General features: G+C 69.2%; 28 protein-coding genes. 13 read left to right on the forward strand and 15 right to left on the reverse strand.

Annotated elements, in window-relative coordinates; all coding sequences use genetic code 11:
* Positions 1 to 1,014: a CHAP domain-containing protein gene (locus E6A26_RS10065; RefSeq protein ID WP_234865320.1), complete on the reverse strand. Its 1,014-nt coding sequence runs from the start codon at positions 1,012 to 1,014 to the stop codon at positions 1 to 3.
* 297 nt (positions 1,015 to 1,311) lie between these two features.
* Here E6A26_RS10065 and E6A26_RS10070 point away from each other — a divergent pair, with 297 nt between their 5' ends.
* The 7 genes from E6A26_RS10070 to E6A26_RS10100 all read left to right on the forward strand — a co-directional run bounded on the left by E6A26_RS10070 (position 1,312) and on the right by E6A26_RS10100 (position 6,909).
* On the forward strand, positions 1,312 to 1,581 hold the full coding sequence (locus tag E6A26_RS10070) for an ArsR/SmtB family transcription factor (RefSeq protein WP_168928716.1): 270 nt from the start codon (positions 1,312 to 1,314) through the stop codon (positions 1,579 to 1,581).
* A 144-nt stretch (positions 1,582 to 1,725) separates the two neighbouring features.
* On the forward strand, positions 1,726 to 1,968 hold the full coding sequence (locus E6A26_RS10075; RefSeq protein WP_136611061.1) for a hypothetical protein: 243 nt from the start codon (positions 1,726 to 1,728) through the stop codon (positions 1,966 to 1,968).
* 144 nt (positions 1,969 to 2,112) lie between these two features.
* Positions 2,113 to 3,975, forward strand: coding sequence for a hypothetical protein (locus tag E6A26_RS10080; RefSeq protein ID WP_136611062.1), 1,863 nt, complete (start codon positions 2,113 to 2,115; stop codon positions 3,973 to 3,975).
* A 148-nt stretch (positions 3,976 to 4,123) separates the two neighbouring features.
* Positions 4,124 to 4,909 (forward strand): ParA family protein, encoded by a 786-nt coding sequence (locus E6A26_RS10085; protein WP_136611063.1) that lies wholly within the window; start codon positions 4,124 to 4,126, stop codon positions 4,907 to 4,909.
* On the forward strand, positions 4,906 to 5,229 hold the full coding sequence (locus E6A26_RS10090; RefSeq protein WP_136611064.1) for a hypothetical protein: 324 nt from the start codon (positions 4,906 to 4,908) through the stop codon (positions 5,227 to 5,229). Before E6A26_RS10085 ends, E6A26_RS10090 begins: the two co-directional genes overlap by 4 nt.
* 324 nt (positions 5,230 to 5,553) lie before the next feature.
* Complete coding sequence (locus tag E6A26_RS10095; protein WP_136611065.1) at positions 5,554 to 6,045, forward strand: hypothetical protein; 492 nt, start codon at positions 5,554 to 5,556, stop codon at positions 6,043 to 6,045.
* A 135-nt stretch (positions 6,046 to 6,180) separates the two neighbouring features.
* Positions 6,181 to 6,909, forward strand: a complete 729-nt coding sequence (locus E6A26_RS10100; RefSeq protein WP_136611066.1) for a zeta toxin family protein — start codon at positions 6,181 to 6,183, stop codon at positions 6,907 to 6,909.
* Here E6A26_RS10100 and istB read toward each other — a convergent pair.
* Positions 6,857 to 7,642, reverse strand: a complete 786-nt coding sequence (istB, locus tag E6A26_RS10105) for an IS21-like element helper ATPase IstB (RefSeq protein WP_136611067.1) — start codon at positions 7,640 to 7,642, stop codon at positions 6,857 to 6,859. The genes E6A26_RS10100 and istB overlap by 53 nt on opposite strands.
* An 87-nt stretch (positions 7,643 to 7,729) precedes the next feature.
* Complete coding sequence (gene istA, locus E6A26_RS10110; RefSeq protein ID WP_168928717.1) at positions 7,730 to 9,253, reverse strand: IS21 family transposase; 1,524 nt, start codon at positions 9,251 to 9,253, stop codon at positions 7,730 to 7,732.
* A 314-nt stretch (positions 9,254 to 9,567) separates the two neighbouring features.
* On the opposite strand from istA, the gene E6A26_RS10115 reads away from it, so the two are divergent.
* Together E6A26_RS10115 and E6A26_RS10120 are read left to right on the forward strand one after the other, a co-directional pair.
* A complete protein-coding gene (locus E6A26_RS10115) occupies positions 9,568 to 9,852 on the forward strand; it encodes a hypothetical protein (protein ID WP_136611069.1) in 285 nt (94 codons plus the stop codon).
* Positions 9,853 to 10,152: 300 nt separating this feature from the next.
* Complete coding sequence (locus tag E6A26_RS10120) at positions 10,153 to 10,503, forward strand: hypothetical protein (RefSeq protein ID WP_136611070.1); 351 nt, start codon at positions 10,153 to 10,155, stop codon at positions 10,501 to 10,503.
* 71 nt (positions 10,504 to 10,574) lie between these two features.
* Here E6A26_RS10120 and E6A26_RS17605 read toward each other — a convergent pair whose 3' ends face one another.
* The 3 genes from E6A26_RS17605 to E6A26_RS10130 all read right to left on the reverse strand — a co-directional run bounded on the left by E6A26_RS17605 (position 10,575) and on the right by E6A26_RS10130 (position 12,227).
* Positions 10,575 to 10,751, reverse strand: coding sequence for a hypothetical protein (locus E6A26_RS17605; protein ID WP_168928718.1), 177 nt, complete (start codon positions 10,749 to 10,751; stop codon positions 10,575 to 10,577).
* A 591-nt stretch (positions 10,752 to 11,342) separates the two neighbouring features.
* Positions 11,343 to 11,708: a hypothetical protein gene (locus E6A26_RS10125; RefSeq protein WP_136611071.1), complete on the reverse strand. Its 366-nt coding sequence runs from the start codon at positions 11,706 to 11,708 to the stop codon at positions 11,343 to 11,345.
* Positions 11,709 to 11,870: 162 nt separating this feature from the next.
* Positions 11,871 to 12,227, reverse strand: a complete 357-nt coding sequence (locus E6A26_RS10130) for a helix-turn-helix domain-containing protein (protein ID WP_327407451.1) — start codon at positions 12,225 to 12,227, stop codon at positions 11,871 to 11,873.
* A 319-nt stretch (positions 12,228 to 12,546) separates the two neighbouring features.
* On the opposite strand from E6A26_RS10130, the gene E6A26_RS10135 reads away from it, so the two are divergent.
* From E6A26_RS10135 to E6A26_RS10145, 3 genes are all read left to right on the forward strand, one after another.
* A complete protein-coding gene (locus E6A26_RS10135) occupies positions 12,547 to 13,179 on the forward strand; it encodes a response regulator transcription factor (protein WP_234865322.1) in 633 nt (210 codons plus the stop codon).
* 94 nt (positions 13,180 to 13,273) lie between these two features.
* The gene (locus tag E6A26_RS10140) at positions 13,274 to 13,843 is read left to right on the forward strand and encodes a DinB family protein (RefSeq protein ID WP_168928719.1); all 570 of its coding nucleotides are present in this window, start codon (positions 13,274 to 13,276) and stop codon (positions 13,841 to 13,843) included.
* A gap of 211 nt (positions 13,844 to 14,054) precedes the next feature.
* Positions 14,055 to 14,636 carry a recombinase family protein gene (locus E6A26_RS10145; RefSeq protein ID WP_136611074.1) on the forward strand — a complete coding sequence of 194 codons (582 nt, stop codon included), beginning with the start codon at positions 14,055 to 14,057 and terminating at the stop codon, positions 14,634 to 14,636.
* Positions 14,637 to 14,731: 95 nt separating this feature from the next.
* Here E6A26_RS10145 and E6A26_RS10150 read toward each other — a convergent pair whose 3' ends face one another.
* The 9 genes from E6A26_RS10150 to E6A26_RS10190 all read right to left on the reverse strand — a co-directional run bounded on the left by E6A26_RS10150 (position 14,732) and on the right by E6A26_RS10190 (position 23,638).
* Positions 14,732 to 15,379 carry a GntR family transcriptional regulator gene (locus E6A26_RS10150; protein ID WP_234865324.1) on the reverse strand — a complete coding sequence of 216 codons (648 nt, stop codon included), beginning with the start codon at positions 15,377 to 15,379 and terminating at the stop codon, positions 14,732 to 14,734.
* Positions 15,380 to 15,622: 243 nt separating this feature from the next.
* Positions 15,623 to 16,147, reverse strand: a complete 525-nt coding sequence (locus tag E6A26_RS10155; RefSeq protein WP_211129078.1) for a flavin reductase family protein — start codon at positions 16,145 to 16,147, stop codon at positions 15,623 to 15,625.
* A 1-nt stretch (position 16,148) separates the two neighbouring features.
* On the reverse strand, positions 16,149 to 16,505 hold the full coding sequence (locus E6A26_RS10160) for a cupin domain-containing protein (protein WP_136611075.1): 357 nt from the start codon (positions 16,503 to 16,505) through the stop codon (positions 16,149 to 16,151).
* Position 16,506: 1 nt separating this feature from the next.
* Entirely contained in the window at positions 16,507 to 17,976 is a 1,470-nt protein-coding gene (locus E6A26_RS10165; protein WP_136611076.1) for a 4-hydroxyphenylacetate 3-hydroxylase family protein, read from the reverse strand.
* The gene (locus tag E6A26_RS10170; RefSeq protein ID WP_136611077.1) at positions 17,973 to 18,659 is read right to left on the reverse strand and encodes a DUF2848 family protein; all 687 of its coding nucleotides are present in this window, start codon (positions 18,657 to 18,659) and stop codon (positions 17,973 to 17,975) included. Before E6A26_RS10170 ends, E6A26_RS10165 begins: the two co-directional genes overlap by 4 nt.
* Positions 18,660 to 18,679: 20 nt before the next feature.
* The gene (locus E6A26_RS10175) at positions 18,680 to 19,474 is read right to left on the reverse strand and encodes a carbon-nitrogen family hydrolase (RefSeq protein ID WP_136611078.1); all 795 of its coding nucleotides are present in this window, start codon (positions 19,472 to 19,474) and stop codon (positions 18,680 to 18,682) included.
* 54 nt (positions 19,475 to 19,528) lie between these two features.
* Positions 19,529 to 20,875, reverse strand: coding sequence for an MFS transporter (locus E6A26_RS10180; protein WP_136611079.1), 1,347 nt, complete (start codon positions 20,873 to 20,875; stop codon positions 19,529 to 19,531).
* A gap of 129 nt (positions 20,876 to 21,004) precedes the next feature.
* Complete coding sequence (locus tag E6A26_RS10185; protein WP_136611080.1) at positions 21,005 to 22,297, reverse strand: ArgE/DapE family deacylase; 1,293 nt, start codon at positions 22,295 to 22,297, stop codon at positions 21,005 to 21,007.
* A 30-nt stretch (positions 22,298 to 22,327) separates the two neighbouring features.
* Positions 22,328 to 23,638 (reverse strand): MFS transporter, encoded by a 1,311-nt coding sequence (locus tag E6A26_RS10190; RefSeq protein WP_136611081.1) that lies wholly within the window; start codon positions 23,636 to 23,638, stop codon positions 22,328 to 22,330.
* Positions 23,639 to 23,761: 123 nt separating this feature from the next.
* Here E6A26_RS10190 and E6A26_RS10195 point away from each other — a divergent pair, with 123 nt between their 5' ends.
* Positions 23,762 to 24,649, forward strand: coding sequence for a LysR family transcriptional regulator (locus E6A26_RS10195; RefSeq protein WP_136611082.1), 888 nt, complete (start codon positions 23,762 to 23,764; stop codon positions 24,647 to 24,649).
* The last annotated feature ends 132 nt before the right edge of the window (positions 24,650 to 24,781 follow it).

Genomic DNA, 24,781 nt, shown 5'->3' on the forward strand with positions numbered 1-24,781 from the left:
TCATCCCTTCTGAGGCACGTACAGGAAGGCCGTGGGCGTGCCGTCCTGCACTGTGCGGGTGTAGTAGGTGTGGTCGTCCGGGGGCAGGTTGCCGTTGTAGCCCTCCTCGAGGAAGGACCCGTCCGGGTTGACGGCCTTCACCACGGCGACGTGCCCGACGTCGCCGGCTCCGCCGACGCCCGGGGCGTAGTAGACGACGGCGCCCGCGCGGGGTGTTGTCCCAACCGGCCAGCCCTTCGCCCGCCAGCCGTCCAGCCAGGTCACGGCGTTGCCGAGCACGCCGCCGTCCCTGCGGAAGTCCGCGTTGGTGAACCTGAACGGCGCCGACGTCGATCCGTACGCCTGGTTCACGCGCCAGAGGGCGAAGTCCACGCACTCGCGTGTGTACATGCCCAGATCACTCGGCGCGTCGACAGGCCCGTGGCCCCACGGCAGGTCATCCCCTGCGCCCGCCGCGGTACCGCCGCCGCTGCAGTCCCCGACGGACACCTTGGCCCCGGAGAGCGACTGCACGACCTCGAGCGCGGCGCCGCGGTACTCCGCATAGTGCTGGGGGTCGGCGTTGCGCTGGACCCGGTGGATCGCGATGGTCGGCTCCAGCGACTCCCAGCCGGGGACGTCCTTGAGACGGGACAGGAACCCCGTGCCCGCCTTCGCCACGTCCAGCCGGTCGGCCCGAGGGCCGTAGGAGTCATCCTGCTGGAGGATGCCGATCGTGACAGCGACGCCGTCCACGGTGCCCGCAGCGTCCGTGTAGCCGATGCCGCGGAGCGAAGACTCGCCGATCGCGGCCTGCACCACCAGGACCTGCGCGGCCACCGGCAGGCCGAGCTTCTTCGCATCGTCCATCAGCACCGCTGCGTTCGCCAGCTGCTCCCCGGAGAAACCGGCTGCCTGGGTCGGGGCGGAGATCCTCGGGGACGCCGCAGCTCCGCCGCAGCCCGCGGCCTGTGCCGCGCCGTCCCCGGGCGAGAGGACCACCACGGCAGCGAGCAGCATCAGCGGGGCTGCCATCCCTGCCACCACCGCACACCCGATCCCCTGCTTCATCCCATCCACCCCCTGCCCACCACACCTACCAGCCCTCAATGACAAACCAGTCACAGGGGTTACAAGAAGCTGAAATACTTGCAAACCGCGGGGAAAGGACCCCCCGCATGCCCCGGTGACGACCCGACCCTAGCATCCATTGCTAGGCTACTTTAGCAATGGATGCTAGAGTCAAGCGCAACAGCGAAGGACCTGCGGCAAGATGGGACGGTGACGCGAAATGCAAGGGTTACGCCGACGGGACCGGCCGAGGCGACCGCGATGAGCGCATTCGGCGTCTCCGCCATCCGCGCTGCCGTGATCCGCGAACTGGCCCGCCATCCCGACGGAGAGACATCCGGACAGATCGCTCGGGACCTGGAAGCGACCTACCACACCGTCTTCCGCCACCTCCGTGAGCTCGAAGAGCTCGGCCTAGTCGACTCGGACGCAGAGGGCGACCGCCAGGGTCAGCGGGTCGTATACCGGCTGAACCGGGACGTGCGCGACCGCGAGGCGGAGAGGCTCCTCACCTACCTCGACGGTCGGTAGAACCCGCTTTGCCGACTCTCATTGGAACCCGGCGGAGTCGGCGTGGACGCTGAATGCCTCGCCGCCTCCTGGCTTCCAGAGGGCTTCCGGGCGACACGGCGCAGGATCCCACTTAATCCTTAGACCTAAGGCTAGGTTCGGTTCATGAGTACTGCATTGCGACGGAAGCGTGGCACGGCGCTGGACAATGTCCAGCTCGTTACCTCGGTGCCACGGGAACACAAGGATCTTGTTTTCCTCATGGCAAAGCACGCAGGGATCTCGGCAAGTGAGGCGATGGAACTGATTCTCGGACAGCTCCGCGCTGAGATGCAGTCGGACGGACTCCCTTCCTGGTTCGACCGTAAGGAACTACCGGAGTCGTTGCCCATCGCAAAAGCCAGTTAAAACGAGGAAGGCCCGCCTAGGCGGGCCTTCCTATATCAAATTCTAAAGCTCTCCACCCCAAGTTCTTGGCGGGACCGGGTGAAGGGCTCCGACAGTCACACCCTCTAGGAGAGTCCTCCTGCTATGCCGACAAGTCTACATGCCGTGCTCCCAGAGCGGGATCTCAAGACCGACAGCCGGGTCGGCGTGTCTGCCACGCCAGCGCTGTCCGCGCCAGTCACACCTGAGCAGGCGTGGGCCCTTGCCCCCCTGATCGCAGGCCAGCCGGCGTACCGGGCGGGCCGCTGGGTCCGGGGCAAGTTCCAGTACCCGGGCACCCCTCACAAGCTCACTGCCGTGCCCCCACGGGCTCCCGCGGCCGTTCTGATCCACGACACGGCAGGCCGCGTCACGACACTTTGCCTGGACCTGGACACCTCGAAGGCGACCAAAGCCGTCGTCGACAATGACGCAGAACGCCTCGGTGCCCTGCTGGCCTCCTGTGGCCTGCGTTACGTCGAGGACTTCTCTCCCGCCGGAGGCCGGCACCTGTACGTGCCCCTCGCCGAACCGATGGACGGCGCAGAGGCCCGCGAACTCGTGGCCGCGCTGGCCCGCACGGCCCCCAGCATGGACGCCAGCCCGCACCAGAACCCCTCCACCGGCTGCATCCGCGTTCCTGGCACCCTCCACAAGCGCGGCGGCCGCCAGCAGCTCATCACTCCGCTGTCTTCCGCCTACGACATCCTCAGGAGGCGCAACCCCGCCGGGGACGTCGACAAGCTCCGCCGGGCGCTCGCACCTGAGCTGCGCCGCAACCGCCAAGAGGCCGCCCTCCGGGCGAAGGCCGCCCCCTCCCCCCTGACGCCCGAGAAGGCCCGCGACGCCAGATCCTGCACCCCGACGGCCGGCTGGCAGTCCCCACTCCGTGCGATCGCCCAGACCGGCCTGTTCGACACAGCCCGTCACCGCACTCCGTCTGAAGCGCGCATGGCCGTCCTGAACCACTTCGCAGCATGCGGGTGGACCCTCGAGCAGGTGCGAGGAGAGCTGACGGGACAGTTCCGCGGCCTCGCAGCCCTGTACCAGTCCCCCGCCCAGCTCTCCCGCCTCCTCGAGGCCGAGTGGGCAAAGGCCCTCGAATTCACCGCCAGCAGCCAAGGGAAGAGAACTGCCCCTAAAAGCGACACAAGCCCCACTAAACCCACCGGGGGGGCGCCCAGCGCGGCCGGCATCCACCAGCTTGTCAACGATCTAGAGAACGTGCTCTACGCGGTACTCGATGCACGGTTCCAGAAGTACGGCCGCGAGGGGATTGGCCTGCGGTTCCTCATCAGGGGCGTCCTGGCCTACATGAGGACCATGGAGACCGATACGCTCGACGTCGGCTGCCGGACCTTCGCACTTGCCCTGGGGCAGCACCACAGCACTGTGGCGAGGCTGCTGCATCGCCTGGCGCAGCTTTCGGATGGAATGGTCACCAAGGTCGCGGACGCGCGCCACCGCAACGCCGACGTTTACCTCGTAGAACTCCCTCAGCAGTACCGTGAGCTCGCCCGCGACCTCAGCTGGCGTCAGGGCAAAATCCACGCTATCCGACCTGTCTTCCGCGTCCTGGGTCCCGCCGCAGCACTCGCCTACGAAGCCATCGAACGCAGCCGCCTTTCCCCCACTACCAAGGAGGTCGCCCAGCAGGCCAAGATCGGTGCCAGCACCGCCGAGCGCGCTCTGGCCGAGATGTCAGCGCTCGGCATGATCCGCCGCGACCAGGACAAACGCTGGTACATCACCCACACCACAAGCCTCACCCAGCTCGCCCAGCGACTCGGTGCCGACCAAGACGTCGCCGCACAACTCACCATCCACCGCCAGCAGCGTGCCGCCTGGCATGCCTGGCTCGACCGCCACCACCCAGACCGCCAGTTGGCAGAAGCAGATCTCTACGACCCGGAGATAGACGAATACTGGCCGCCCCCCGGCATGTACGCCGATGCCGCAGGGATGTGGAACATCCGTGCGGCTTGCTAGGCACCCCTCAGGTCGTCTTGCATGCTTGCAATATTGCAGCTTGCAAGCATGCAAGACGACGAATAGGATGCGTGCAATACGGCAAGCAATAACGCCTTATTGCAAGCAAGAATGCAATATTGCAACAAGGACTTTGGAAGGATGCCAGATGGCCCATGTGATCGCGGTAGGGAACAGGAAAGGCGGGGTCGGCAAAACCAGCTACGTTCTGAACCTCGCCAACGCGCTCCAGATCATCGGTTGCCGGGTCCTGGTCGGCGACCTCGACCCGCAGCGGAACCTCACTGATGTGCTCGTGGGCAACCAGACCGAATTCGACTTGACCATCTTTGATGCTGTCTACAACGAGCAGGCCGGAACCCTCGGACAGGTTGTTGTCTCCACGGACTTCGAAGGAATCAGTCTTCTGCCCGGAGATGAGCAGCTGGCGCGGATTGAAGCCGAGAACCTTATGGCTCCAGAGCAGCGGCTCCGCAACGCAGCAGACGGTTCCGGGATAGACGAGGAGTACGACGTGATCCTCCTGGACATGCCGCCTGCCCTTGGCCGACTGACGCTGAACGGACTGATCTATGCCAACGAGACCCGAGTCGTGGCTGACGCTGAAGCCTTCAGCGTCAAAGGCGTGGTGAAGTACCTCGAGCTCGTGGACCGAGTGCGGGGGAGCGCCATGTACAACCGGTCCCTCGGAGAGCCGAAAGTTGTGATCAACCGCTACGCCAGGACCGCGGAGCATGCTTACCAGCGGCAGGCCCTCGTCGATGCTTACGGGGAGGCTGTGGTCGAACCCGAGATCCCACGCACGACCGCCATCGCTGACGGGCAATCGGCTCGTGTTCCGCTGACGCGCATCTCATCCCGCGGTGCGGCGAAGGCGGCTGAAGCATTCACCCTCCACGCCCACGCCATCAAGAAGGAGCTGAACATTCGATGAGCGTCAAACGCCAGCCACAGATTCCACTGTCCAGGGCGCCCCGCGAAGATGTCGTCGGCGCGGTCGCCGCCGGCGCTGCCCGCGAAGAGCCGGCACCCGCCGCGCAGCCGATGGGGGAGGCCAGGCTGGACCGCAACCCGCAGCACTTGGCCCGGCGCCCCAAGAAGCGACTCGTCACCTTCACCAATCGACTGGACCCTGATCTGCTCGACTGGCTTTCAACGTACAAGGATGAACAGGGCACCACGATTGCCGCCGTCCTGGACGAAGCTGTGCGGGATTACATCGAGAAGGTCACCGGCGCGCGGCCGAAGCCCTGAAATATTGCAATATTTCGGGATAGGCCTACACGAGACCGCGGGGAAGGCGCACGAATGAGCGACTCGACGTTCAAACCGCGCAGGCCCGACTCCTGCTCGCGCATTGCCTAACCGCTCAGCGCAGTCCGAAGGCATCGTTCGGACCGGCCCGGACCGGCCCGGACCGGCCTTAGCCGTTCCGCCGGCACCCAGCGCTGCACCACCACTGGGTCCTCGTCGCCCTCTGCTTCGACGCAGTAGACCACCCCACCCCTGAAGGACCTCGTCATCCCTCGCGAAGCAGAGAAGCTTGATAAGCTTGCTTATATCTAAGGAGGTGCGGGCATGACGACCACCATCAATCCAGAGGCTGCGATCACCCGTGCGCGCCGTGCCTTGGCGCAGAGTGATCTGGGCCGGCTGGATTATGTCCGGGCCCTGCGCTCCGCGGCGGAGGCGGGCCTGCCGCAGCGGGAGATCGCCAGGGCCCTGCACGTGACCCAGCCGGCGGTGAGCCAGACCTTGGCCAAGGCGAAGGGCGTGGCGGAGATCCCGGAGGGCTTCAGCGGGGCGAGCCCATACGAGATCGCCGAGCGCTACGCGGCCGGGGAAATCGACCGTGCGGAGATGATCCGCCAGCTCTCGGCGTGGCCCTATACCAAGGCCCCCGACCACAGCGAGCAGCTGTCGAAGGAATGGAAGGCCATCCTGCCTCCGGACCGGCCCGGGACCTTCGAGGAAGTGGGGGAGGCGTTCGACCGGGGTCTGATCGACGCGGAGGCGTACGACCTGATCCTCGAGGCCTCCGAAGACGCCGAGGACACCCCCGAGGCCTAGTAGCGGGCGCCCGGGCGCAGCCCTGGACGCTGGCTGGGCTGTGGTGGGTGGGGAGCGACGGACACGCAGCGGCCCACCGGGCCCACCTCGAGCGGCTCTGCGCGGACGGCGGTCCCCTCACGGCCCACAGCCGGCATGCCACCACCGAGAACCCAACGTCAGGCGCCAGCAGCCCCGCGCCGAGCGCAGAGCCCTGCACAACGAGATCCTGGCCGCCTTCGTCGCGGCGAACCCTCAGGTGCGCAGGGCCCGGCGGGACATCGTCCTGGCCGGCCCCCCCGGGCCGGGAAGTCCACCGCCCAGGCCGAGCTGGTCGCCCGTGCCCGGACGCGCCCGGAGCACTGGCTCACGGTCGACCCGCACCACTTCAAGGACGCCCTGCAGCAGGCCCTCACGGATGGCTCGTACGGGTCGTACCTGGTCCCGGAGGAGGTGCGGGAGCTCGAGGCGGCGGGGGAGGGGCTCTGGCCTAGGGAGTTGGCGTCCCTGGTGCACAACGAGTCCTCGATCCTGGCCAAGAAGGCCCTCCGGGACGCGCTCGGGCGCGGAGACAACCTCATCATCGACGGCACCCTCTCGGGCGAGAAGAACGCCAGGGCCCAGTTCGAGGCCCTCGAGGCGGCCGGCTACGAGGTGATGCTGGCCGACGTCGAGACCACCCAGTGTCGATCGCCACGGAATTCCCCCGGCGTTCTCGCCACCGAATTCCCCAGTGCCTGTTGTGATAGTAGCCCTCGGCCCGGGCGTCGTCAGGAGGCCTGGGAGGAAGGCTCGGCCAGTCCAGGATCCGATCGCCTGTCGATAGGCCGTTTCATTGGGCGGCGGGACGTCGGCGTGCCCGGTAGGAGCCGGTCTGGATGGTGATCTGGTGGGCGTTGTTCACGAGCCGGTCGAGGAGGGACTCGGCGACGACCTGGTTCGGGAACAGGGGGTACCACTCTTCGGGGGCGCGGTTGGTGGTGACGACGATCGATCGGGCGGGGCGTTCGTTGACGATCTCGTAGAGGTCGTCGCCCTGGGCCGGGGTGAACTCGCGCATGGCGAAGTCGTCCACGATCAGCAGGTCGGGCTTGGTGTAGGCGCGCAGGCGATGGGCCCAGCTCCCGTCGGCGTGGCCGCCGGCGAGGTCGGCCAGGACCCGGGAGGTGGCGGCGAACCGGACGGTGTGCCCGGCCCGGATGGCCTGGTGCCCGAACGCGGTGGCGATGTGGGTCTTGCCGGAGCCGACGGGACCGCTGATGATCACGTGCTGGCCGGTGCGGACCCATTCTGTGTTGGCGAGGTCGCGGATGCGGGCGGCGGGGATGCCGGGGTCGGCGGTGAAGTCGAAGTTCTCGATCCTGCCGTCTGTCTCGAACTTCGCGGCCCTGGTGCGCCGCTCCAATGCCGTGGAGTCGCGGCGGTTGATCTCGTCCAGGCACAGGGCCTGGAGGAAGTCCAAGAACCCGAGCTGGCCCTCGGCGGCCTGGGCGAGCCGGTTCTCGAGGGAGTCGAGCATCCCGGACAGGCGCAGGGCGCGCAGGGAGGCGGCGAGCTGGGTGCGGTCGGCTCCCGCGGGACCCGGAAGCCCGGGCGCGGTGCTGGTCGTGGTGGTCATGGTGCTCCTGTCTTCGTCGGTGGGGGGCGCACGCGTTCCCTCCTGTGGTCGGCGCCGCGGCGCCGGCCGAGGGCAGGCGTGGGGGGTTCAGCTGGCGGTGAAGGCGCCGGGGCCGCGGAGGTAGGCCCCGGCGCCGTTGTCGCCGTTGGAGCGCACGGGCAGGACGGTCACGCCCGCGGCGAGGAGGCCCCTGACGGTCTTCAGGGTCGGGTCCCCGGCCGCTGCCGCGGCGGCGCAGGCGGTCTCCACCGCCTCGGGCCGGTGGGTGCCGGCGAGGCGGATGATGCCCTGCGCGGCGCGGATCCGGTGCACCGCCGGCTCCTCGAGCAGCCCTTCGACCAGGGCCGCGGCCGCGGGGCCGATCAGGGAAGCGTTCTCGCGGCACCATGCGGCGTCCCGGGTGAAGAACCCGGCCGCGGCGGGCGGGTAGTCGGCCAGGTCGCTCTGGCGGCCCTTGGCGATCCTGGGGTGGACCTTCGCGATCGCCCCGTCGAGGTGGAACTCGACCGTCGTGCCGCTCAGGCGCACGTCCAGGCGGGTCCCGACGAGCTGGTAGGGCACCGAGTAGAGAACGCCCCTGACCGAGGCGTGGCAGTCCGATCCGACGGTGGCGGTGCGCCACTCGGCGGGCTCGAGCCTGCGCGGCGGAAGCGGGACCATTGTGGGCCGTTCCACGGCGGCCAGGACCTCCCACGGGCTCTGCCCGGCAAGGGCCCTGGGCCTCCGGGCCCCGGCGACTTCCCGGCACCACCGCTCGGCCTCGGCGCCCATCTGCGCCAGCGAGGCGAAGGATCGACCGGCCCAGAACGAGCCGCGCACGTACTGGACCATCCGCTCCACGTGCGGCTTGTCCTTGGGCCTGTTGGCCCGGGCCGGATCGAGCAGGGTCCCGTAGTGCTCGGCCAGCTCGGCGTAGGCCCGGTTGAGCTTGGGGTCGTAGAGGTCGGGCCTGATGACCCCGGTCTTGAGGTTGTCGCTCGTGATCCGGCGCGGGACGCCGCCGAAGAACTCGAACGCGGCCACGTGGGCGTTCGTCCACGCCGTCTGGTCCATCCGCGTGGTGGGGAAGACGAAGGGCTGCTTGGAGAACGGCAGCGTCAGCACGAACGCCCACACCCGGTGCCCTCTGCCGGTCTCCGGGTCGCGCCAGTGCCCGAGCATCCCGTAGTCGACCTCGCCGAGCTCTCCCGGCGCGGACAGGGGCTTGAGCACTGTCGGGGCCCTCCGCCCGCGTCCGGCGTCGGGCAGGGTCGCGGCCAGCCACCGGTAGAACGAGCGCTGCGAGGCACTGACCCCGTGCTCGTCCACGAGGCGCTGGTGGACCACGGCCCCTGCGACCCCGGCCTCCAGCTGCTCCCTGACCCACTCGACCCTGGAATCGAACTCCGGCCATGTGATCTGCCGCAGCCTCCCGTCCACGACCGTCGGGAACCAGCCCGCGACCATGTCCCGCCACTCCTCGGCCCCCAGCCCGAGCCCGGGGGCCAGGCCCTCGGCCTCGGCCGGAGCCAGGTACTTCGCCACCGTCTTGCGGTCCATGCCCAACGACACCGCGAGCTCGCTCTTCGAGCGGCCCGCGTCCCAGTGCATGAACAGTTCGACCAGATCCATCACAGCCACACTCCTACGCGCCAAACCACCAACCCCCACCTCCGGCCCGACCATCGGACCCGAGGCAAGGCTCTCGGACAAGGCACCAGCGGCGCGTGACGTCATCCCCATGGGGAATAACGTGGCGAACCACCGCTCAAAGTGGGGAAAACCGTGGCGAAAACCCACCTACGAGTGGGGAATTACATGGCGGACGACACACCCAGGAGATCAGCGAGGCCCGCATCCTGGGCCGGTGGGAGCGCGGCTACCTCGCCGCGGAGGACGGGACCGCGGCCGGCAAGGACGCGGTGCTGGGCGGGCGGTGGGTGCCGATGTCCTTCCCCGCATCCCTGTACACGGTCAACGCGGCCCGGGAGTCGGTCTGCGCGGCCAACGCCGCGGCCATGGCCGAGGACTTCGGGTGCGTGAGCGAGTACGCCCTGTACCGGGTCGAGGACGCCGCCTCGGCGCCCGTGCCCGCCGTGCGGAAGGGCCGCGCGGCCCGGGGCGGTCCGCTGGTCGACCGCGAGACGCTGGACGCCGTCCGCACCGCCGCCACCGCCCGGCCCGCGCGCCCCACACCACAGGCGCAGCCGGACGCCGGCCGCTCCCGCTGACCCGACTCCTGCAGCCCCTTGCGGGGATGAACCCGCAGCGCGCACCTCGTGCCCGTGGTCGGCAGGGCGTCCCGGCACGTGCGCCCGGCCGCACCGTCCGCTGTGCCCGCCTGCCTGTGGCCGGCTTCAGGAGAACAGTGTCGTCGGCGATGCGATTTGGCTGGGCCTGCAATCAGGTTGGAGGTGCACGGCCGGCATCCACGTTTGGGGGTCTCCTGGTGCGGTACCCCCGGGTGTCAGATCCGGGCCCTAGGCTGCACCCAGAGGAACACCCGCCACGAGCCACGGAGGAAGCACGGCGTGAGCGAAGAAGAGACCCCGGTCATCGTCCGGGAGGCCGACGCGATCTACGAGTCCGTCCGCGCCATCTGCCACCACAGCGGGACCCAGCCCGCACCGACGGTGTACCGGGTGCTGGGGAACCTCAAGGGCGCCACCGGGGCCATGCTCGCCCAGGCCCTCAACCAGCTCGCCGACGGCCTCGAGCGCTCCCTGACCGAGTACGACGTCTACGAGGACGACGGCTCCGATCCGGCGGAGTCTGTCGAGGCCGCGGCCGTACACATGCGCCTGGCCGCCCACCTCGCCGTCGAGCTTGGGGAACACCTCTCCGACGCGCAGGACGCCATCGCGGGCCAGGGCCACCGCTAGCGCCGGTCGGGCTGGGCGCGGTGGTCTGGAGCGGCGCTGGTTGCTGGTTGTCCGTTTCCGTCCGCGGCTGGTCAGCCTGTCTGTTCGTCCGCGGCGGCCACGGCGAGGACGGCGAGGCTTTCGGCGATGCTGAGCGCGGCTGCGGTGCGGGCCTGTTCGAGGCGGCCGGCTGTTTCGGCGGGGCTGGTGCCTTCCTCCTGGGATGCTTCGAAGTAGGCGAAGGCCAGCGCGAGCGGGTCCTGCGGCATGGCCGTGCCTCTTTCCTGTCGTGTCCGCTGCCCCCGGGGGCCTTCCGGGCCCCTTATGGTCGATTACCCGGGCGGAGCCCCCTCAACCGGGCCCGGGGACGGCCGGCCGCGTTCGGCGCACGGGCTGTCGGTCAGCCTGCCCCCGGGCGTGATGGCTCCGCAGGGCCGGTTCCCGCACCTCCGCCCGGGCCGCGGTGCTCGGGAGCCCGTTTGGCCTGCATGGCCGCGAGCTTCGGGGGGCTTCCCGGTAGATCGGATCCGCAGGTTTGCCGTGCGCGTCCCTGTGCCCCGTTGTCCCCGGGACCGTGACACTGACGGCGCGGTCTGCGCTCGGACGGCCTCGGGCGGGGCGGGGTCACCGGGCGGTGCGGACGTGTGGGTTCCGGGGGCGGTGGGAGGGGGATTCCCGGCGGCCGGGCCGTTCTGCCCCGACGCCCTCTATGATCTTCGGTTGAGGGCCCGGCGGCTCCCCCCGTGGCTGCCGGGTCCTCGCGCGCCGCACCCGGGCGCTGCGGGACGGGGCCCAGTGCGGGGGCCCGCTCGGCTGTCCTTTGTGCGTGCCTGGGGCGTGGCCTCCCTCTGGGAGGGGGTTTATCGGCCGCAGCCGCTCTGGATGCCGTTGGTGGTCTGGCGTGCGGTGTTGCCGTTGACGCAGAGGCTGTTCTCGAGGAGCCAGGAGAAGCCGCCGGCCTGGTTGAGGTAGTTCCCGTTCGCCCCGGGGAACCCTAGCCACTGGGATGGCAGTGAGCCCGGTGTCGCGAAGCCCCAGGCGTACTCGGGCACTCCGATGCTCGGCAGCCAGACCCAGTTCCCCTGGGTGACGGGTCCGGGGCACGACCAGCCGCACGCGGCGGGTGCGCGGGATACGTTCGCGCAGTCATCGGCGTTGGCGGCGGCCCCTACGAGCAGCAGGGCGGACGTCGCTGCCGCGGCGCCCCAGAGCGTTCTCATCCTCATGATCGATCCCATCAGTGGCCCGAGACCAGCGGAAAGGATCCCCCAAACGCTGCCATTGTCGGCGGCCCCGCCCCGACGGGTCAACGATCTGCAACGCATCCTCCGAACGGGCGCCGAGATGGCCGCAGCCTGCCCCTAGGGCCTGGGGGTGGTCCTCGCCCGTCATGACGCCGCCACGTTCATGGTGGAGGCCCCGCCCGAGGTGCCTGCCGGAATCCTCCGCGAACGCGGCCTCCCAGCCTGGACCCCGGCCATGGTGCGGTGCTTCCCGGCCCCGTCGCTACGGCGCACTTCCCGGCTCACCGTCGAGGGAGCCCGGCCGAGGGCGGCCGCGATCCGCAGCCGGCTCTGTCCGGCGGCGAGCATGTCCGCGACCGTCCCCCGCTCCGCCTCGGAGAGGAACCGCTCCGAAATCGTCCTTGTAGGCGTTGCGCCACGTGCTCCCCGTCTTCCTCGGTATCCCGAGCTGCCGGCAGATCTCGGGCATTGTTCAGCCCCTGGGCCACCAAGGTCCTCCAGACGGGGGCTTCAGGGACGAGTCCACGAGGGAACCTCCACTGGCTCGATCTGTGGATGGGCGGCGTGGAGAAGAACATTCTCGGTCTGCAGGGATCACCCGAGGGGTTCTGGAACGCCCCGGGCGCCCAACGGGGAGGGGAAGCTCCCCTGCGGTGGGGCGCCGATTCAGTTCTTCCGGCTCTAGTGTCCCGGGGGAGGCCGTGGGGGATTCTTGGAATGTCAGTTCACCGTTGGAGCAGTGCCGGGGTGTTGGTGCCGGCGCGGGCAGGAGCAATCTGGGATGTGCGCTTCGAGGACGCCAGGAACGGGGAGGACGCCGGTGCGTGTGTTCCTCCTGAGCGGACATGCGCTCATCCGGCGCGGCCTGGCGGAGCTGCTGCTGACCGAGGGCTTCGCGGTGGTCGGTGAGGCGGACAGCATCGCGGGTGCGCTCCCGCGGGCGGCGGAGCTCGCGCCGGAGGTGGCGCTTGTCGAGAACCGGATGCCGGACGGGACGGGGATCGAGGCCTGCCGGGCACTGCGCGTGGCCGCACCGCAGACCCGGTGCCTGATCGTGACCACCTACGAGGAGGAGCTGGCGCTGCGCAGCGCCGTCATGGCCGGGGCTGCCGGGTACGTTCTGCAGAGGGCCAGCGCCGACGGGCTCCCGGAGAAGATCAGGCGCGTGGCCGCGGGGGAGCAGCTGCTCTCCCCGGAGGCGGTGCAGGCCGTCCGCAGCGCATTGGCCGCGCACCCGGTTCCCGGGGCCACGGCCGTGGAACGCGCGGTCCTGTCCCTGATCCTGCAGGGCATGACGAACCTGGAGATCGGGGAAGAGCTCGCCCTGCCGCAGAACACGCTCGCAGGCCACCTCTCCTCCCTCCTGGCGAAGCTCGGATACCGGCCGGCGCCCGGGCTATTCCACGAGCATGCGCCCCGACATCCGCCTGTGGGCTACCCGGGCGAGAGGTAGGGCCCGCGGGCCCAGAGGAGACGGAGAGCTTCCCTGCGCGCTGAGTGCAGGGGTTCGTTCTGGAGGGTCTGGGCGGTTCGGGAGAGGATGGGCCATGGCCCAAGCCCCGGATCCCATCCGAGACGGCATCCTCTGGATCGCCGAGGACTTCTCGCAAATCGTCCGCAATGCCCTGCACGACGAGCTCGGCGCGCCGACAGAGGGCACCCGCTGGACCAACCGGCAGCTGCTGTTCCACCTGGTCCTGGGTCAGAACATCACCCGGGCAGCCATTCCCCTCTTCGGCTTCTTCTCCCACCTGCCCCCGGCCGCATCCCGGGCGTGGAGCCGGCTGCTGGAGGCCGGCACGGGACCGTACAACTGGGTCAACTGGGTCGGCAGCGCCGCAGCCGGCCAACTCCTGACGCCCGCGACGATGGGCCGGATGATGGAGCGCACCACGCGGGCGATCATCGCCTGGTACGACCGGGCCGACGAGGCCGCACTGGAGCGCGGGATGTCCGTCCCGCCGTCCTGGGATCCGTACTTCACGCCATGGATGAGCCGGCGCGAGATCCTCTCGTGGGCGCCGCAGCACTACCGGCACCACCGACGCCAGCTGACCCTGACAACCATCGAAGAAGGCCCGAACCGTCCAGCAGGCACGAACCCGCCAACGCCCTAGACACGACGGACCCGCTGAGACGGGCCCGCAGATCTCGCAGATGTACTCCTGCCATCCCGCCCTGGCTCCATCCCAAGTGTCCGATAATGATGGTTTCTGAGACACTCTGGCGACGCCCGCGAGCTGGCACGTGTTTCCGGGCATCGCTACGTAATGCTTGTCGTGTACGCACCTATGTCCTGCGCTCCACTGTTTCTGATACAGTCTCGGGATGCGTGTGGGGTACGGGAGGGTGTCGACCAGGGACCAGCATGTCGATGCCCAGCGTGATGCCCTCGAGGCGGCCGGGTGCGACCAGGTCTTCGTGGACTCGGCATCCGGGAAGCTCGCCTCCCGGCCTGGACTGGAGAAGGCGCTGCTGTCGGCGAACCGGGCGGGGGACCAGTTGGTAGTGACCAAGCTGGACCGGCTCGGACGGTCCCTAGAGAACCTGATCGAGCTCTCCAAGCAGTTCCAGGCCAAGGGCGTCGACCTGGTAGTCCTAGACCAGGGGATCGACACTTCGACCCCGGTGGGGAAGATGTTCTTCCACATCCTCGGCGCGATCGCTGAGTTCGAGCACGCCTTGATGTCCGAACGGACCCGCGACGGGCTGGCCGCGGCCAGGGCCCGTGGCCGCACGGGCGGGCAGAAGCCCAAGCTCGGGCCCCGGCAGGTGCGCCTGGCTCGTCAGATGTACGAGGAGATCGGGCCCGACGGCAAGCGCGCCCACACGGTTGCAGAGATTGCAGCAGAGTTCGGCGTCACTCGGCCGACGATCTACCGGCACCTTTCTCGGCAGCAGGGACACTGAGTCAGACGGAAAGGCTTGTCTGCAACGGCACTGCAATCATTGCTCATGAGGCCGTTGGGAAAACCCGGGCGTAGGCCCCTCGGTGAGGGAGTCGTTCAGAGGGACCGCCGTCTCGTGATGGCCTGTTGGGTTGATTCGAGGTGCGCATCGATCTTTGCGTTGAGGGCATCGAGGTCGCCGTCCCTGAGGGCGTCGACGATCCTCTGGTGCTCGATGAGCACGCTGTCGACTCGGTCGCCGCCGGTGACGGCCTTCAGACCCATCCTCAGCTGTCGGTTGCGGAGGGTGGCATAGATGTCGCGGATCACCGGGTTCTCGGCAGCGTTGACCATGTAGGTGTGGAACTCGGTGTCGATGGCGATGAAAGCGGCGGCGTCTTCCCTTGAGAGCCGCTGGCGGGCAAGGATCTCCTCCATCTGGTCAGCTGTGGCCGTGTCTCCGACGACCCTCGCCGCCGCCCATTTCTCGGCCATGGCGCGCGCCTGGAGGACCCAGTCGACTTCGGCGTCGGACACTGCCGGGATGTAGGCGCCCTTGTGCGGGATCCGCCTGATGAACCCTTCTGCCTCCAGCCGGAGGAGGGCCTCGCGCACCGGTGTGCGCGAGGTGCCGCTCTGTTCGGCCAGACTGGCCTCGTTGAGGAACGCCTCTTCTTCGCGGGGGAGGGCGAGGATGAAGCCCTTGACCCAGTCGTAGGCGATTTCGGGGGCTGCCTTGCCGTTGGCCCGAGTGGTCCTCGACACGTCAGCCTCCTCATCTCGGGATCTGCATACAACTTGCATGCTCGTTGCTGCCATTATCTGGCATGGACCCCTCGGTCCGGACGGGACTCCCCGTCGACGGCGGGGCGTCCCAGGAGAGCCGCTGGCCCTCATCCGCTGCCGGGTGGGTCGAACCTGGTGCTCGGTGGCCCAGAAGCGGCTGCTAGGGGCGGCGCTCTGGGGACAGCGGGATGGGTCTGCCCTTTCCCGCTGTCCCCGGCGGGGTCAGAAGGACCAGGGCATCGCGTCGTGGTTGAAGTCCCGGAATGCGCCGAACTTGCCGGAGCTGAAGGCCAGGGGCTCGCCGTCGCGGTAGCGGCTCGCGGTGACCTGGCCGAAGAAGACCTGGTGGTCGCCTACCGTGCGCTGGTCGACGACCTGGCACTCGGCCTGGGCCAGCGCCCCCCGGATGACGGGGAGGCCGGCGGCGGTGACGTCGAAGTCCCCGGCTTCGAAGCGGGCACCGCCGCGGACTGCGAACTGCCGCGCCACGGGCTCCTGCTTGGCGCCGAGGATGGAGATGGCGAACTTGCCGCTGCCCAGGACTGCATCGCCGGTGCGAGTGTTGAAGTTGAGCGAGATCATCAGGATCGGCGGCTCGAGGCTGATCGAGGTGAGTGAGTTGATCGTCATGCCGACCTGCTCGCCCTCGTATGCTGCTGTCACGACTGCGACGCCGGTGAGGAAGCGCCCCATCGTCCGGCGCATTGCTGCCCCGTCCGGCTCTATGAAGACCGCTGGCACCGCCATCTCACTCACGCCCCTTCTGGTAGTAGCGGACCTCGAACATCTTCGCGCCCTCGCTGGAAAGCCAGGGGCCGTGCTCCATGCCGGGTGGCCGGGTGGCCCAGTCGCCGGCGCGGAAGGTCCTGTTCAGCCGCAGGTCCACGAAGGAGCCCTCGAAGATGAAGACTTCCTCCCAGAAGTCGTGGCGCAGGGGACCGTTCGGGGACGTGTCGGTCCCGGGCTCGAACTTGAGGATGCGGGTGACCGCGTCGCTGCCGTCGTCGCGGGCGAGGATCGCCTCGGAGAGCCCGTCGACCGGCGGGTTGCATGGGGTGAACTCGACCGCCGAGGTCGGACCGAACTCGTATTCCGGCTTGGCCATCTCAGTCCTCCTCTCCGGTACGGCCGTCGACCGAGTAGCCCGCGAGCCATTCGTCGAGCTCTGCGACCTGGGCGTCGTAGCCGTAGTTCCGGTACGTGTAGACGCCCTTGACCACGAAGGGCGCGCCCGCGTAGAAGAGCTCGTACTGCTGGTGGCGGCCGGCGAACTCCGAGCCGATGATGTCCCAGACCAGGCGGAAGAGCTTGATCCGGTCCTCGCTGGAGACGTGGGGGGAGGCGATGTAGCGCTCCACGTCGGCGGCCGTCGTGGGGCTCTTCATGTCGGCGATGCCGGAGGGCAGCTGCAGCACGCCCCCGCCGGCGAGGTCGCGGAGGATGTTGATGGCGCGGGGGTAGGTCTCGGACTGGAGCCCCATCGCCCCGTAAAGCGGGCGCTTGCCGGGGACGAGCATCCCCGCCGAATCGGCTTCGGCGGTGTACTCGGCGGCCAGGAGGGCGGACTCCACGGAGGAGACGATCGCGGCGAGCTCGCCGAGCTTCTCCTGGACGCCCGGGATCCTGTCGGTGCCGTTGACCTGGGTGACTTTCCGGGCCACCGCGGCGATGAACTGCAGCTTCGTGGTCAGGCGGGTCTGGGCCTGCCAGTTGCCCAGGGCGTGGGCGCCGGTGTCGAAGAACTGGCGGCGCAGCGCGTCGGTGTCGCGGTCGATGAAGACGCGGTCCCAGGGGATCAGGACGTCATCGAAGATCACGAGGGCGTCGGGCTCGTCGTAGCGGGTGGTGAGGGGGTAGTCGAACTCGCTGGAGGTCTCCGGGGCGTAGGGCCGCCGGCACAGGAACTTCAGGCCCTTCGTGGCGGCCGGGAGGGCGAAGCTGAGGGCGAAGTCGACGTCGTCCGGGCCGAGGGGCTTGATGCAAGTGACGAACACCTCGTCGCAGATCGCCCCGCCGGTGGCGAGCATCTGCGAGCCGCGGACGATCAGGCCCTCCTCGGTCTCGTCGACGACGCCGACCTGGATGAAGTCGCCCTCCCACCCGGAGGCGGTGGTCGCCCGGGAGTACTGGGGCGGGATGATCGCGTAGGAGACGTAGAGGTCCTCGCGCAGGATCCGCTCGTAGTAGCGGCGGATGTTCCCGGCGAAGTCGCGCTCCGGGTTCTCGAAGACCTCCGGGTGTGCGGCGAAGGCGGCGAAGAAGGTCCCGACGTGGTCGGGGCTGCGTCCGACCCACCCGTGGGTGTGCTTGGCCCACCGCTCGACAGCGGCGCGGCGGCTGCGCAGCTGCTCGGGGGAGCGCGGGATGCTGAAGACGAGGTTCGCCGGGCCGCCGATCTCCTCGCTGTGGTACTGCATGCCGTTGGCCGGGTCTGCGGCGATGTCGAAGAGCTCCGCGATCGTCCGGATGACGCTGCGGAAGGCCGGGTGCTCTGCGACGTTGTCGACGGCCTGGCCGTCGAGCAGGACGGTGCGCCCGTCGTTGAGGGTCTTGATGTACTCTTCGCCAGTTCTCATGGCCGTGTTCCCTTCGTGATGGTGTAGGTGTGGTCGATCGTGGTGCCGTCCGGGAATGCGAGCTCGAGGCGCCAGCTGCTGCCGTAGACGAACTCGCCGCCGATCAGCGGCAGCGTCCCGCCCAGGCACACGAAGTCCTTGTCGCCGAGGTCGATCCGGGCCAGGAGGCGCCCGACCACGTCGGCAGGGGTACGCAGCCCGTCCAGGGACCCATCCTGGTACAGCCGCCCGTCGACCCAGGTCCGTGCCCGGGCGGTGTCGAGGGAGAGGCCCTCGAGGTCGGCGACGGGCACGACGGTCGCTGCCGCGGGCTTCGGGCAGGCCCGCTTGGAGTCGCCGATGTCCACCGTCTCCAGGCGGCGGTCGGTGTGGTCCGAGGCGATGCCGAGGTAGTAGCGGCCGTCGTGGCGGATGTAGAGCGGCTCGATCTCGCCCGAGGTCTCCGGTGCCTGCAGGGCGAACGACGGGGCGGTGCTGAGCGAGGAGCTCTCCACCGGGTAGAACATGGGCACCTCCGGCGGCGGCGCCACGCCGATCGCGGCGAGCTCGTCGATGTGGTGCTGGACCGCGGCGGCGTCGCGGCCGGTGTAGCCGGCGACGACGGCCACGAAGTCGGACAGGACGATGGTCTCGTCTGTCCCGCTGACCCGCAGGGCCAGGTCGGCGGCTGCTGTGGTGTTCACGGAAGCGGTTCTCCTTCTGTTCAGTACGAGAGGCTCTGGTAGCCGGGCAGCCGGTCCCCGATCACGGGGAACTCGCTGCGGACCGACTGGACGAGCGCGGGGTCGATGGTGGTCCTGAGGACGGATTCCTCGGGGCCGGCCTCGGCCAGCAGCTGCCCGCGCGGGTCGACGACGCGGCTGGTTCCGCCGAGCGCGACGCCTCCCTGGGTCCCGGCGGCGTTGCAGGCGAGGACGAAGACCTGGTGCTCGACGGCGCGGGCGGAGGTGAAGAGGCGCCAGTGCTCGCGGCGGGCGGCCGGCCACGCGGCAGGCACGATGACGATCTCGGCCCCGCGGACGCTGAGCTCGGACCACAGCCCCGGGAACCGCAGGTCGTAGCAGGTCGTGCCGGCGACCTGCCCGAACGGGGTGGGCACGACCGGCAGCGATGTCCCTGGCGTCAGCAGCTCCGCTTCGAGGGACCGATAGCCGAACACGTGCACCTTGGAGTACGTGTGGACGACGTTCCCGGCGGGGTCCAGCAGGACCGAGGTGTTGCGCAGCGCCCCCTCGCCGAGGCGTTCGACGATGCTGCCGACGTGGACGTACGCGCCCAGGTCGCGTGCGGCAGCCGCGCACATCGCCACGGTGGGCCCTTCGAGGCCCTCGGCGAGATCGGGGTACTGGTCGAAGTGGAAGTACCCGGCACTCCACAGCTCGGGCAGGACCACGAGGTCGGCGCCGGCCTGTTGCCGGACAACCGCCTCTGCGCGATCGATGCGGTCCGGCTGGGTCTCGCCGTCCGGGCTGGACAGCTGGACGAGTGAGATGTCCATGGTGCTCCTTCAGGGTGTCTGTCGTTCAAAGGCGGCGGTGCGGGCGCTCTGGGCCTAGGGCTGGCCGGCCGCGGGGTCGAGGTCGCTGAGCCTGATGTCCTTGGTCTCCTTGGCGAACAGGACCGAGATGATCGAGATCAGGCCCATGCCGGCGAGGTAGACGGCGATGGCCTGGCCGGTGCCGAAGGCCTGGTAGAGGGCCAGGGCGATGATCGGGGCGAAGGAGCCGGCGACGAGGGAGGCGAGGTTGTAGGCCACCGACGTCCCGCTGTACCGCACCTGGGTGGGGAAGAGCTCAGAGAAGAAGGCGCCGATCACCGAGCTGTAGGCGGCGAAGATGAGCAGTCCCCCCACCGCGGCGAGCACGATCAGTGCCGGCTGGCGGCTGTCCAGCAGGCCGAAGAACGCGAAGGCCCACAGGACCGTGGCGGCCGAGGCGCCGATGATGATGGGCTTGCGCCCTACCCGGTCTGCGGCAACGGCGAGGAGGGGGATCGCGACGACGGCGACGCCCTGCCCGACCATCACGGCGTTGAGGCCGACCTGGCGGTCGAGCTTCAGGATCTCCCCGACGTAGGTGATGATGAACAGCGAGTAGATGTAGAAGCCCGCGTTCTCGCCCATGCGGCATCCGGCGGCGACGAGGATCTGGCGCCAGTGGCGGCGGAAGAGCAGGGCCAGGGGCAGCTTCGACTGCCTGGCCTGCTCGGCCTCGGCCTTGGACTGGGAGGCCTCGAACAGGGGCGTCTCCTGCACGTAGAGGCGCAGGACCAGCCCGATGATCACGAGCACGGCCGAGAGGCCGAAGGCGATCCGCCACCCCCACGCGAGGAAGGCCTGCTGCGGCATGGCCGCCGAGAGCACCGCGAGGACCCCGGCAGCCAGGAGGTTGCCCAGCGGCGGGCCGACGTTCGGCCAGGATGCCCAGAAGGCGCGCCTGGTGCTCGTGTCGCTGTACTCGGACACCAGGAGGACCGCCCCGCCCCACTCGCCCCCGAGGGCGAAGCCCTGCACGAGCCGCAGGACGAGCAGGATGACGGGCGCGGAGATGCCGATGGAGGCGTACGGGGGGATGACGGCGATCAGGGCGGTCGCCAGGCCCATCATGAGCAGGCTTGCCACCAGGGTCGACTTGCGGCCGTAGCGGTCGCCGAAGTGGCCGAGCACGAGCGCGCCCAGCGGGCGGACGAGGAAGCCGGCGGCAAAGGTGCCCAAGGCCAGCATCGTGCTGACGAAGGGATCGCCGGCTGGGAAGTAGAGCTTGCTGAAGACGAGTGCGGCGGCGGTGCCGTACAGGAAGAAGTCGTACCACTCAACGGCGGTGCCGGCCAGGCTCGAGGCGGCGACCGCCGGGAGGCTGGTGTGCTTCCGCACCCCGCTGCGCTGGGTCAGTTCGGTCATGAGGAGCTCCTCGGAAAGGGAGAGGGGGCGCTGCTGCCCCATACCAAGCGTAGACGAGTTGTATACAACGTGTCTATAGATTTTCCCCTGATCCTTTGACTGCGGGAGAGGGGTGGGGCTGGGCCCGGCTCAGCGGGGGCTGTTATCTTCCTCGACGCCGCACCAGTCGGCGATGAAGAGGGCGAGGGCACGGGTGACCTCGCGGAGGGATTCCAGCGACACCCGCTCGTCGGCGCCGTGCATCCTCTCGCACACGGGTCCGAACACCAGTGAGGGCGTGCGGTCGAAGAGGCCGTAGACGCGGGAGTCGATGTAGGCCGTCATCGTCCGGGAACCCAGGGGCCGGCCGGCCGCGGAGGAGAAGGCCTCCGCGAGGGCCTCCTCGGCCTCGCTTCCCGGCTCCAGCGCGTAGCCGTCGGCGAAGAAGCCCGTCTTGGCCACGGCCGGCGCGGCGCCGTGCAGTGCCGGGTTGTCCCGGGCGGACTGGGCCACCGCGTCCAGGACCTGTTCCCAGGCGTCCTCGGCCGACTGCCCCGGGGGGAAGGAGACCCGCATGCTGAACTCGCACCAGTCCGGCACGGACGATGCCCAGTCTCCTCCGCAGATGAGGCCCACGTTGAAGTTGAACGGGTGGACCAGTTCCTCGAAGTGCCTGACCGAGGCCGAGTCGGCGTTCCACCGGGCCTCGAGGCGGCGCAGGTCCCCGATGAGCGCGTACGCCGCGTCCACCGCGTTGAAGCCCTGGGCCATCTCGGCGGCGTGGGCGGCCTCGCCGGTGAGGCGGACGCGGAACCAGATGACGCCCACATGGGCGCGGACCAGGTCGCCGCCGACGGGTTCGGGGATCACCACTGCGTCGGCGTGGTATCCGCGCTGCAGGGCCGAGACGGTGCCGTTGCCGGTGCTCTCCTCCTCGGGGACGGACTGGAGGTGGATGTGGGCCGTGGGCCGCAGTCCGGCGGCCATCACGGCCGCCAGGGCGTGGTGGCTGGCGGCCAGGCCGGCCTTCATGTCCCCGGCACCTCGGCCGTAGAGCCAGCCGTCGAGGATGGTGCTCTCGAAGGGGCTGCGGCTCCAGAGTTCGGGACGGCCGGTCGGCACGACGTCCACGTGGCCGTTCAGGATCAGGCTGCGTCCTGCCTCCCGGGCGGGCAGGTAGGTGCCCACCACGACGTCGCTTCCGGAGTAGTCGACGTCGATGGCGCCGGCCGCCGGGTGCTGGGACACCTCGGCCGGGTCGAGTGTCCATCGGTCCACTTTGAGGCCGAGGCCCCGGTACTCCTCCTCGATCAGGTCCTGGGCCGCGCCTTCGGCGCCGCGCAGCGACGGGGTGGCAACGAGTCTGGCGGTGAAGGCCACCTGGGCGTCGAAGCGGGCGTCGACGGCAGCAAGGATCGCCTCACGCTGCTCGGCTGTGGTCATCTGGGGTCCTCTCGTGCAAGGGGTGGCTGGTCACGGCGCGGCGACGGCGGGGGCCTCGGCACGGTCGGCGGAGGCGGGAAGGCGGCGCGATAGGCCCCACACACCGGCAGCGGTGGCGATGATCAGGGCGGCGTAGAACGCCGCGACGCCCCACGGGCCCTGGCCCACGAGGATGGCCTGGGCCAGCAGCGGGGTCGACCCGCCGATGAGCGTCGCGCAGAACTGGTAGGCGACCGAGACCCCTGTGTAGCGGACGTTGACCGGGAAGGCCTCGGCGAGCATGGTCGCCAGAAGTGCGTAGTACGCGGACCCGCCCAGGATGTTCAGGCACATCATCACGGCGAGGAACAGCGTGTTGCCGGAGAGGATCGCAAGGAACAGGGGGACGACGGCCACGAGGGCGTAGGCCAGGGCAATGAACATCAGCCTCAGTACCCCGGTTTTCTCGGCGAGCCGGGCAGCCAGGGGCTGCCAGATGAACTGCAGGACGGCGGTGGCCAGGAGGATGTCCAGTATCACCTGGCGGTCCATCCCCAGCTCGCCGGTAGTCCATGCCAGCAGGAAGGTGTTGTTGAAGTAGGCGGCGGAAATGCCCAGGATCGACGCGACGATTCCGAGCAGGACAGCCAAGGGGGCCACGCGGAAGACCTCCACCATCGGAACCTTCGCGACCGCATGGGCTGCCTTGAGGGCGGCGAAGCCCGCCGGCTCCTCCACCTTCGCGCGGATGGCCAGCCCGACGATCACGAGGACGGCCGAGAAGAGGAAGGGGATCCTCCAGCCCCACGAGAGGAAGGCCTCCGTCGGGAGGGCCCCTACCGCGATGAAGGCCACGGTGGCCAGGATCGACCCGGCCGGGGAGCCCTGCTGCACCCAGGACCCTGCACGGCCCTTCCGTCCTTCCGGGGCGTGCTCCGTGGCCAGCAGGACCGCTCCGCCCCACTCCCCGCCGACAGCCAGGCCCTGGACTGCCCTCAGGACGATCAGCAGCACCGGGGCGGCGGCGCCGATGGCGGCGTAGCCGGGCAGGACGCCGATCAGGGCCGTGGCGCTCCCCATAAGCAGCAGTGTGACGATGAGGGTCTTCTTCCGGCCGAACCTGTCGCCGAAGTGGCCGAAGACCAGTCCTCCGACAGGCCGGGCGAGGAACCCCACCCAGAAGGTGGCGAAGGATGCCATCAGCGCTGCGCCCGGCGCAGCGCCGGGGTAGAAGACCTTGCCGAACACCAGCGCCGCGGCGGTGCCGAAGACGTAGAAGTCGTACCACTCGATGGCGGTGCCGACGAATGCCCCGACGGTGGCGCGCCGTTGCGCCCTCGCGTCGGCGGGGACCCGGTCCATGGATTCTCCTTGGTAGATGAGGGGAGGGCAGTGAGACGAAGGTCTCCTCCTGACCACTGTGAGGGCCAGCAGATATAATCGTCCAATGCCCAATAGCTCACCCATCTATAAGTTGGAGGCATAGTGGAGCTCCGGGTCCTGGAGTACTTCCTTGCCGTCGCCGAATCCGGGACGGTCAGCGCCGCGGCCCAGGCCTGCTTCGTCACCCAGCCCGCCATCTCCCGCCAGCTGGCAGGCCTCGAGCAGGAGCTCGGCGTGCGGCTGTTCCAGCGGAGGACGTCAGGCATGAGGCTGACGGCGGCGGGGGAGAGGTTCAGGCCCATCGCCCAGGATGTCGTCTGGCGGGCGAGCACCGGCACCGGAGTGATGAAGAGCCTCCAGTCAGGCCGGCTCGACCTCGTGCTCGCCTGCCCGCCGACGGTGATGCGCTACATCGTGGCGCCCTTCCTTGCCGAGACCGGGGCCCCCCTGCGCGATGTGAGCGAGCATGCGCCGGACCGTGTCTACCGTGAGCTGGAGCTTCGGCGGGCCGATCTGGCCATCGGCACGGCACGGCCGCCGCAGCAGTACGCGGCGCAGAAGGTCTTCACCGCTCCCCTGAGCGTCCAGTCCGCGCCCGGCTACAGTAGCCTCCCTCAAATGGTCGACCTGGCCGATCTGCAGGGCCATCCGCTGCTGCTCGCGGCAACGGGAAGCGCCATCCGCCACGTCATAGATGACGCCGCCGCCGAGGCCGGCCTCGCCCTGGATGTATCGGCCGAAGTGTCCTCGAGCAACGTGGCGCAGGCCCTCGCGGCAGCAGGACGAGGACTTGCAGTCGCTGCGGAACCGCCCCAGTTCGGACTCGAGATGCGCGCCCTCACCCACCGCGGGCGCCCTCTGTCCATCATCGACTGGGCAGCCTGGGACCCAGACCACTACGCAGCGCCCGAGATCGAAGCCCTGGCCCATCACCTCTCAGACTGGGCACGCCTGAACCTCCGGTATGGGGCCCAAGCGAAAGCGCAATAGGTCCTCCCTCGGCAGGTGGACATTCTTACACCACGTTACCGGGAACCATCTTTGACGACGGGATTGTGCAGCTAACGCCCGTAATCCGGATCTTGTAAAAAGCGAATGCCTCATGTCCTGCGTCTCGCCGCA

Source organism: Sinomonas albida, assembly GCF_004919045.1.
Lineage (GTDB): Bacteria > Actinomycetota > Actinomycetes > Actinomycetales > Micrococcaceae > Sinomonas > Sinomonas albida.

Excerpts from the sequence above, each read along its gene's own strand:
- E6A26_RS10140 (WP_168928719.1), top strand. The coding sequence starts at position 13,274 with ATGGCCCAAGCCCCGGATCCCATCCGAGACGGCATCCTCTGGATCGCC.
- E6A26_RS10085 (WP_136611063.1), top strand. The coding sequence starts at position 4,124 with ATGGCCCATGTGATCGCGGTAGGGAACAGGAAAGGCGGGGTCGGCAAA.
- istB (WP_136611067.1), bottom strand. The coding sequence starts at position 7,642 with ATGACCACCACGACCAGCACCGCGCCCGGGCTTCCGGGTCCCGCGGGA.
- E6A26_RS10160 (WP_136611075.1), bottom strand. The coding sequence starts at position 16,505 with ATGGCCAAGCCGGAATACGAGTTCGGTCCGACCTCGGCGGTCGAGTTC.
- E6A26_RS10180 (WP_136611079.1), bottom strand. The coding sequence starts at position 20,875 with ATGACCGAACTGACCCAGCGCAGCGGGGTGCGGAAGCACACCAGCCTC.
- E6A26_RS10190 (WP_136611081.1), bottom strand. The coding sequence starts at position 23,638 with ATGGACCGGGTCCCCGCCGACGCGAGGGCGCAACGGCGCGCCACCGTC.
- E6A26_RS10075 (WP_136611061.1), top strand. The coding sequence starts at position 1,726 with ATGAGTACTGCATTGCGACGGAAGCGTGGCACGGCGCTGGACAATGTC.
- E6A26_RS10185 (WP_136611080.1), bottom strand. The coding sequence starts at position 22,297 with ATGACCACAGCCGAGCAGCGTGAGGCGATCCTTGCTGCCGTCGACGCC.
- E6A26_RS10100 (WP_136611066.1), top strand. The coding sequence starts at position 6,181 with ATGCCACCACCGAGAACCCAACGTCAGGCGCCAGCAGCCCCGCGCCGA.
- E6A26_RS10145 (WP_136611074.1), top strand. The coding sequence starts at position 14,055 with ATGCGTGTGGGGTACGGGAGGGTGTCGACCAGGGACCAGCATGTCGAT.
- E6A26_RS10065 (WP_234865320.1), bottom strand. The coding sequence starts at position 1,014 with ATGGCAGCCCCGCTGATGCTGCTCGCTGCCGTGGTGGTCCTCTCGCCC.
- E6A26_RS10070 (WP_168928716.1), top strand. The coding sequence starts at position 1,312 with ATGAGCGCATTCGGCGTCTCCGCCATCCGCGCTGCCGTGATCCGCGAA.
- E6A26_RS10175 (WP_136611078.1), bottom strand. The coding sequence starts at position 19,474 with ATGGACATCTCACTCGTCCAGCTGTCCAGCCCGGACGGCGAGACCCAG.
- E6A26_RS10155 (WP_211129078.1), bottom strand. The coding sequence starts at position 16,147 with ATGGCGGTGCCAGCGGTCTTCATAGAGCCGGACGGGGCAGCAATGCGC.
- E6A26_RS10115 (WP_136611069.1), top strand. The coding sequence starts at position 9,568 with ATGTCCTTCCCCGCATCCCTGTACACGGTCAACGCGGCCCGGGAGTCG.
- E6A26_RS10095 (WP_136611065.1), top strand. The coding sequence starts at position 5,554 with ATGACGACCACCATCAATCCAGAGGCTGCGATCACCCGTGCGCGCCGT.
- E6A26_RS10090 (WP_136611064.1), top strand. The coding sequence starts at position 4,906 with ATGAGCGTCAAACGCCAGCCACAGATTCCACTGTCCAGGGCGCCCCGC.
- E6A26_RS10165 (WP_136611076.1), bottom strand. The coding sequence starts at position 17,976 with ATGAGAACTGGCGAAGAGTACATCAAGACCCTCAACGACGGGCGCACC.
- istA (WP_168928717.1), bottom strand. The coding sequence starts at position 9,253 with ATGGATCTGGTCGAACTGTTCATGCACTGGGACGCGGGCCGCTCGAAG.
- E6A26_RS10125 (WP_136611071.1), bottom strand. The coding sequence starts at position 11,708 with ATGAGGATGAGAACGCTCTGGGGCGCCGCGGCAGCGACGTCCGCCCTG.
- E6A26_RS17605 (WP_168928718.1), bottom strand. The coding sequence starts at position 10,751 with ATGCCGCAGGACCCGCTCGCGCTGGCCTTCGCCTACTTCGAAGCATCC.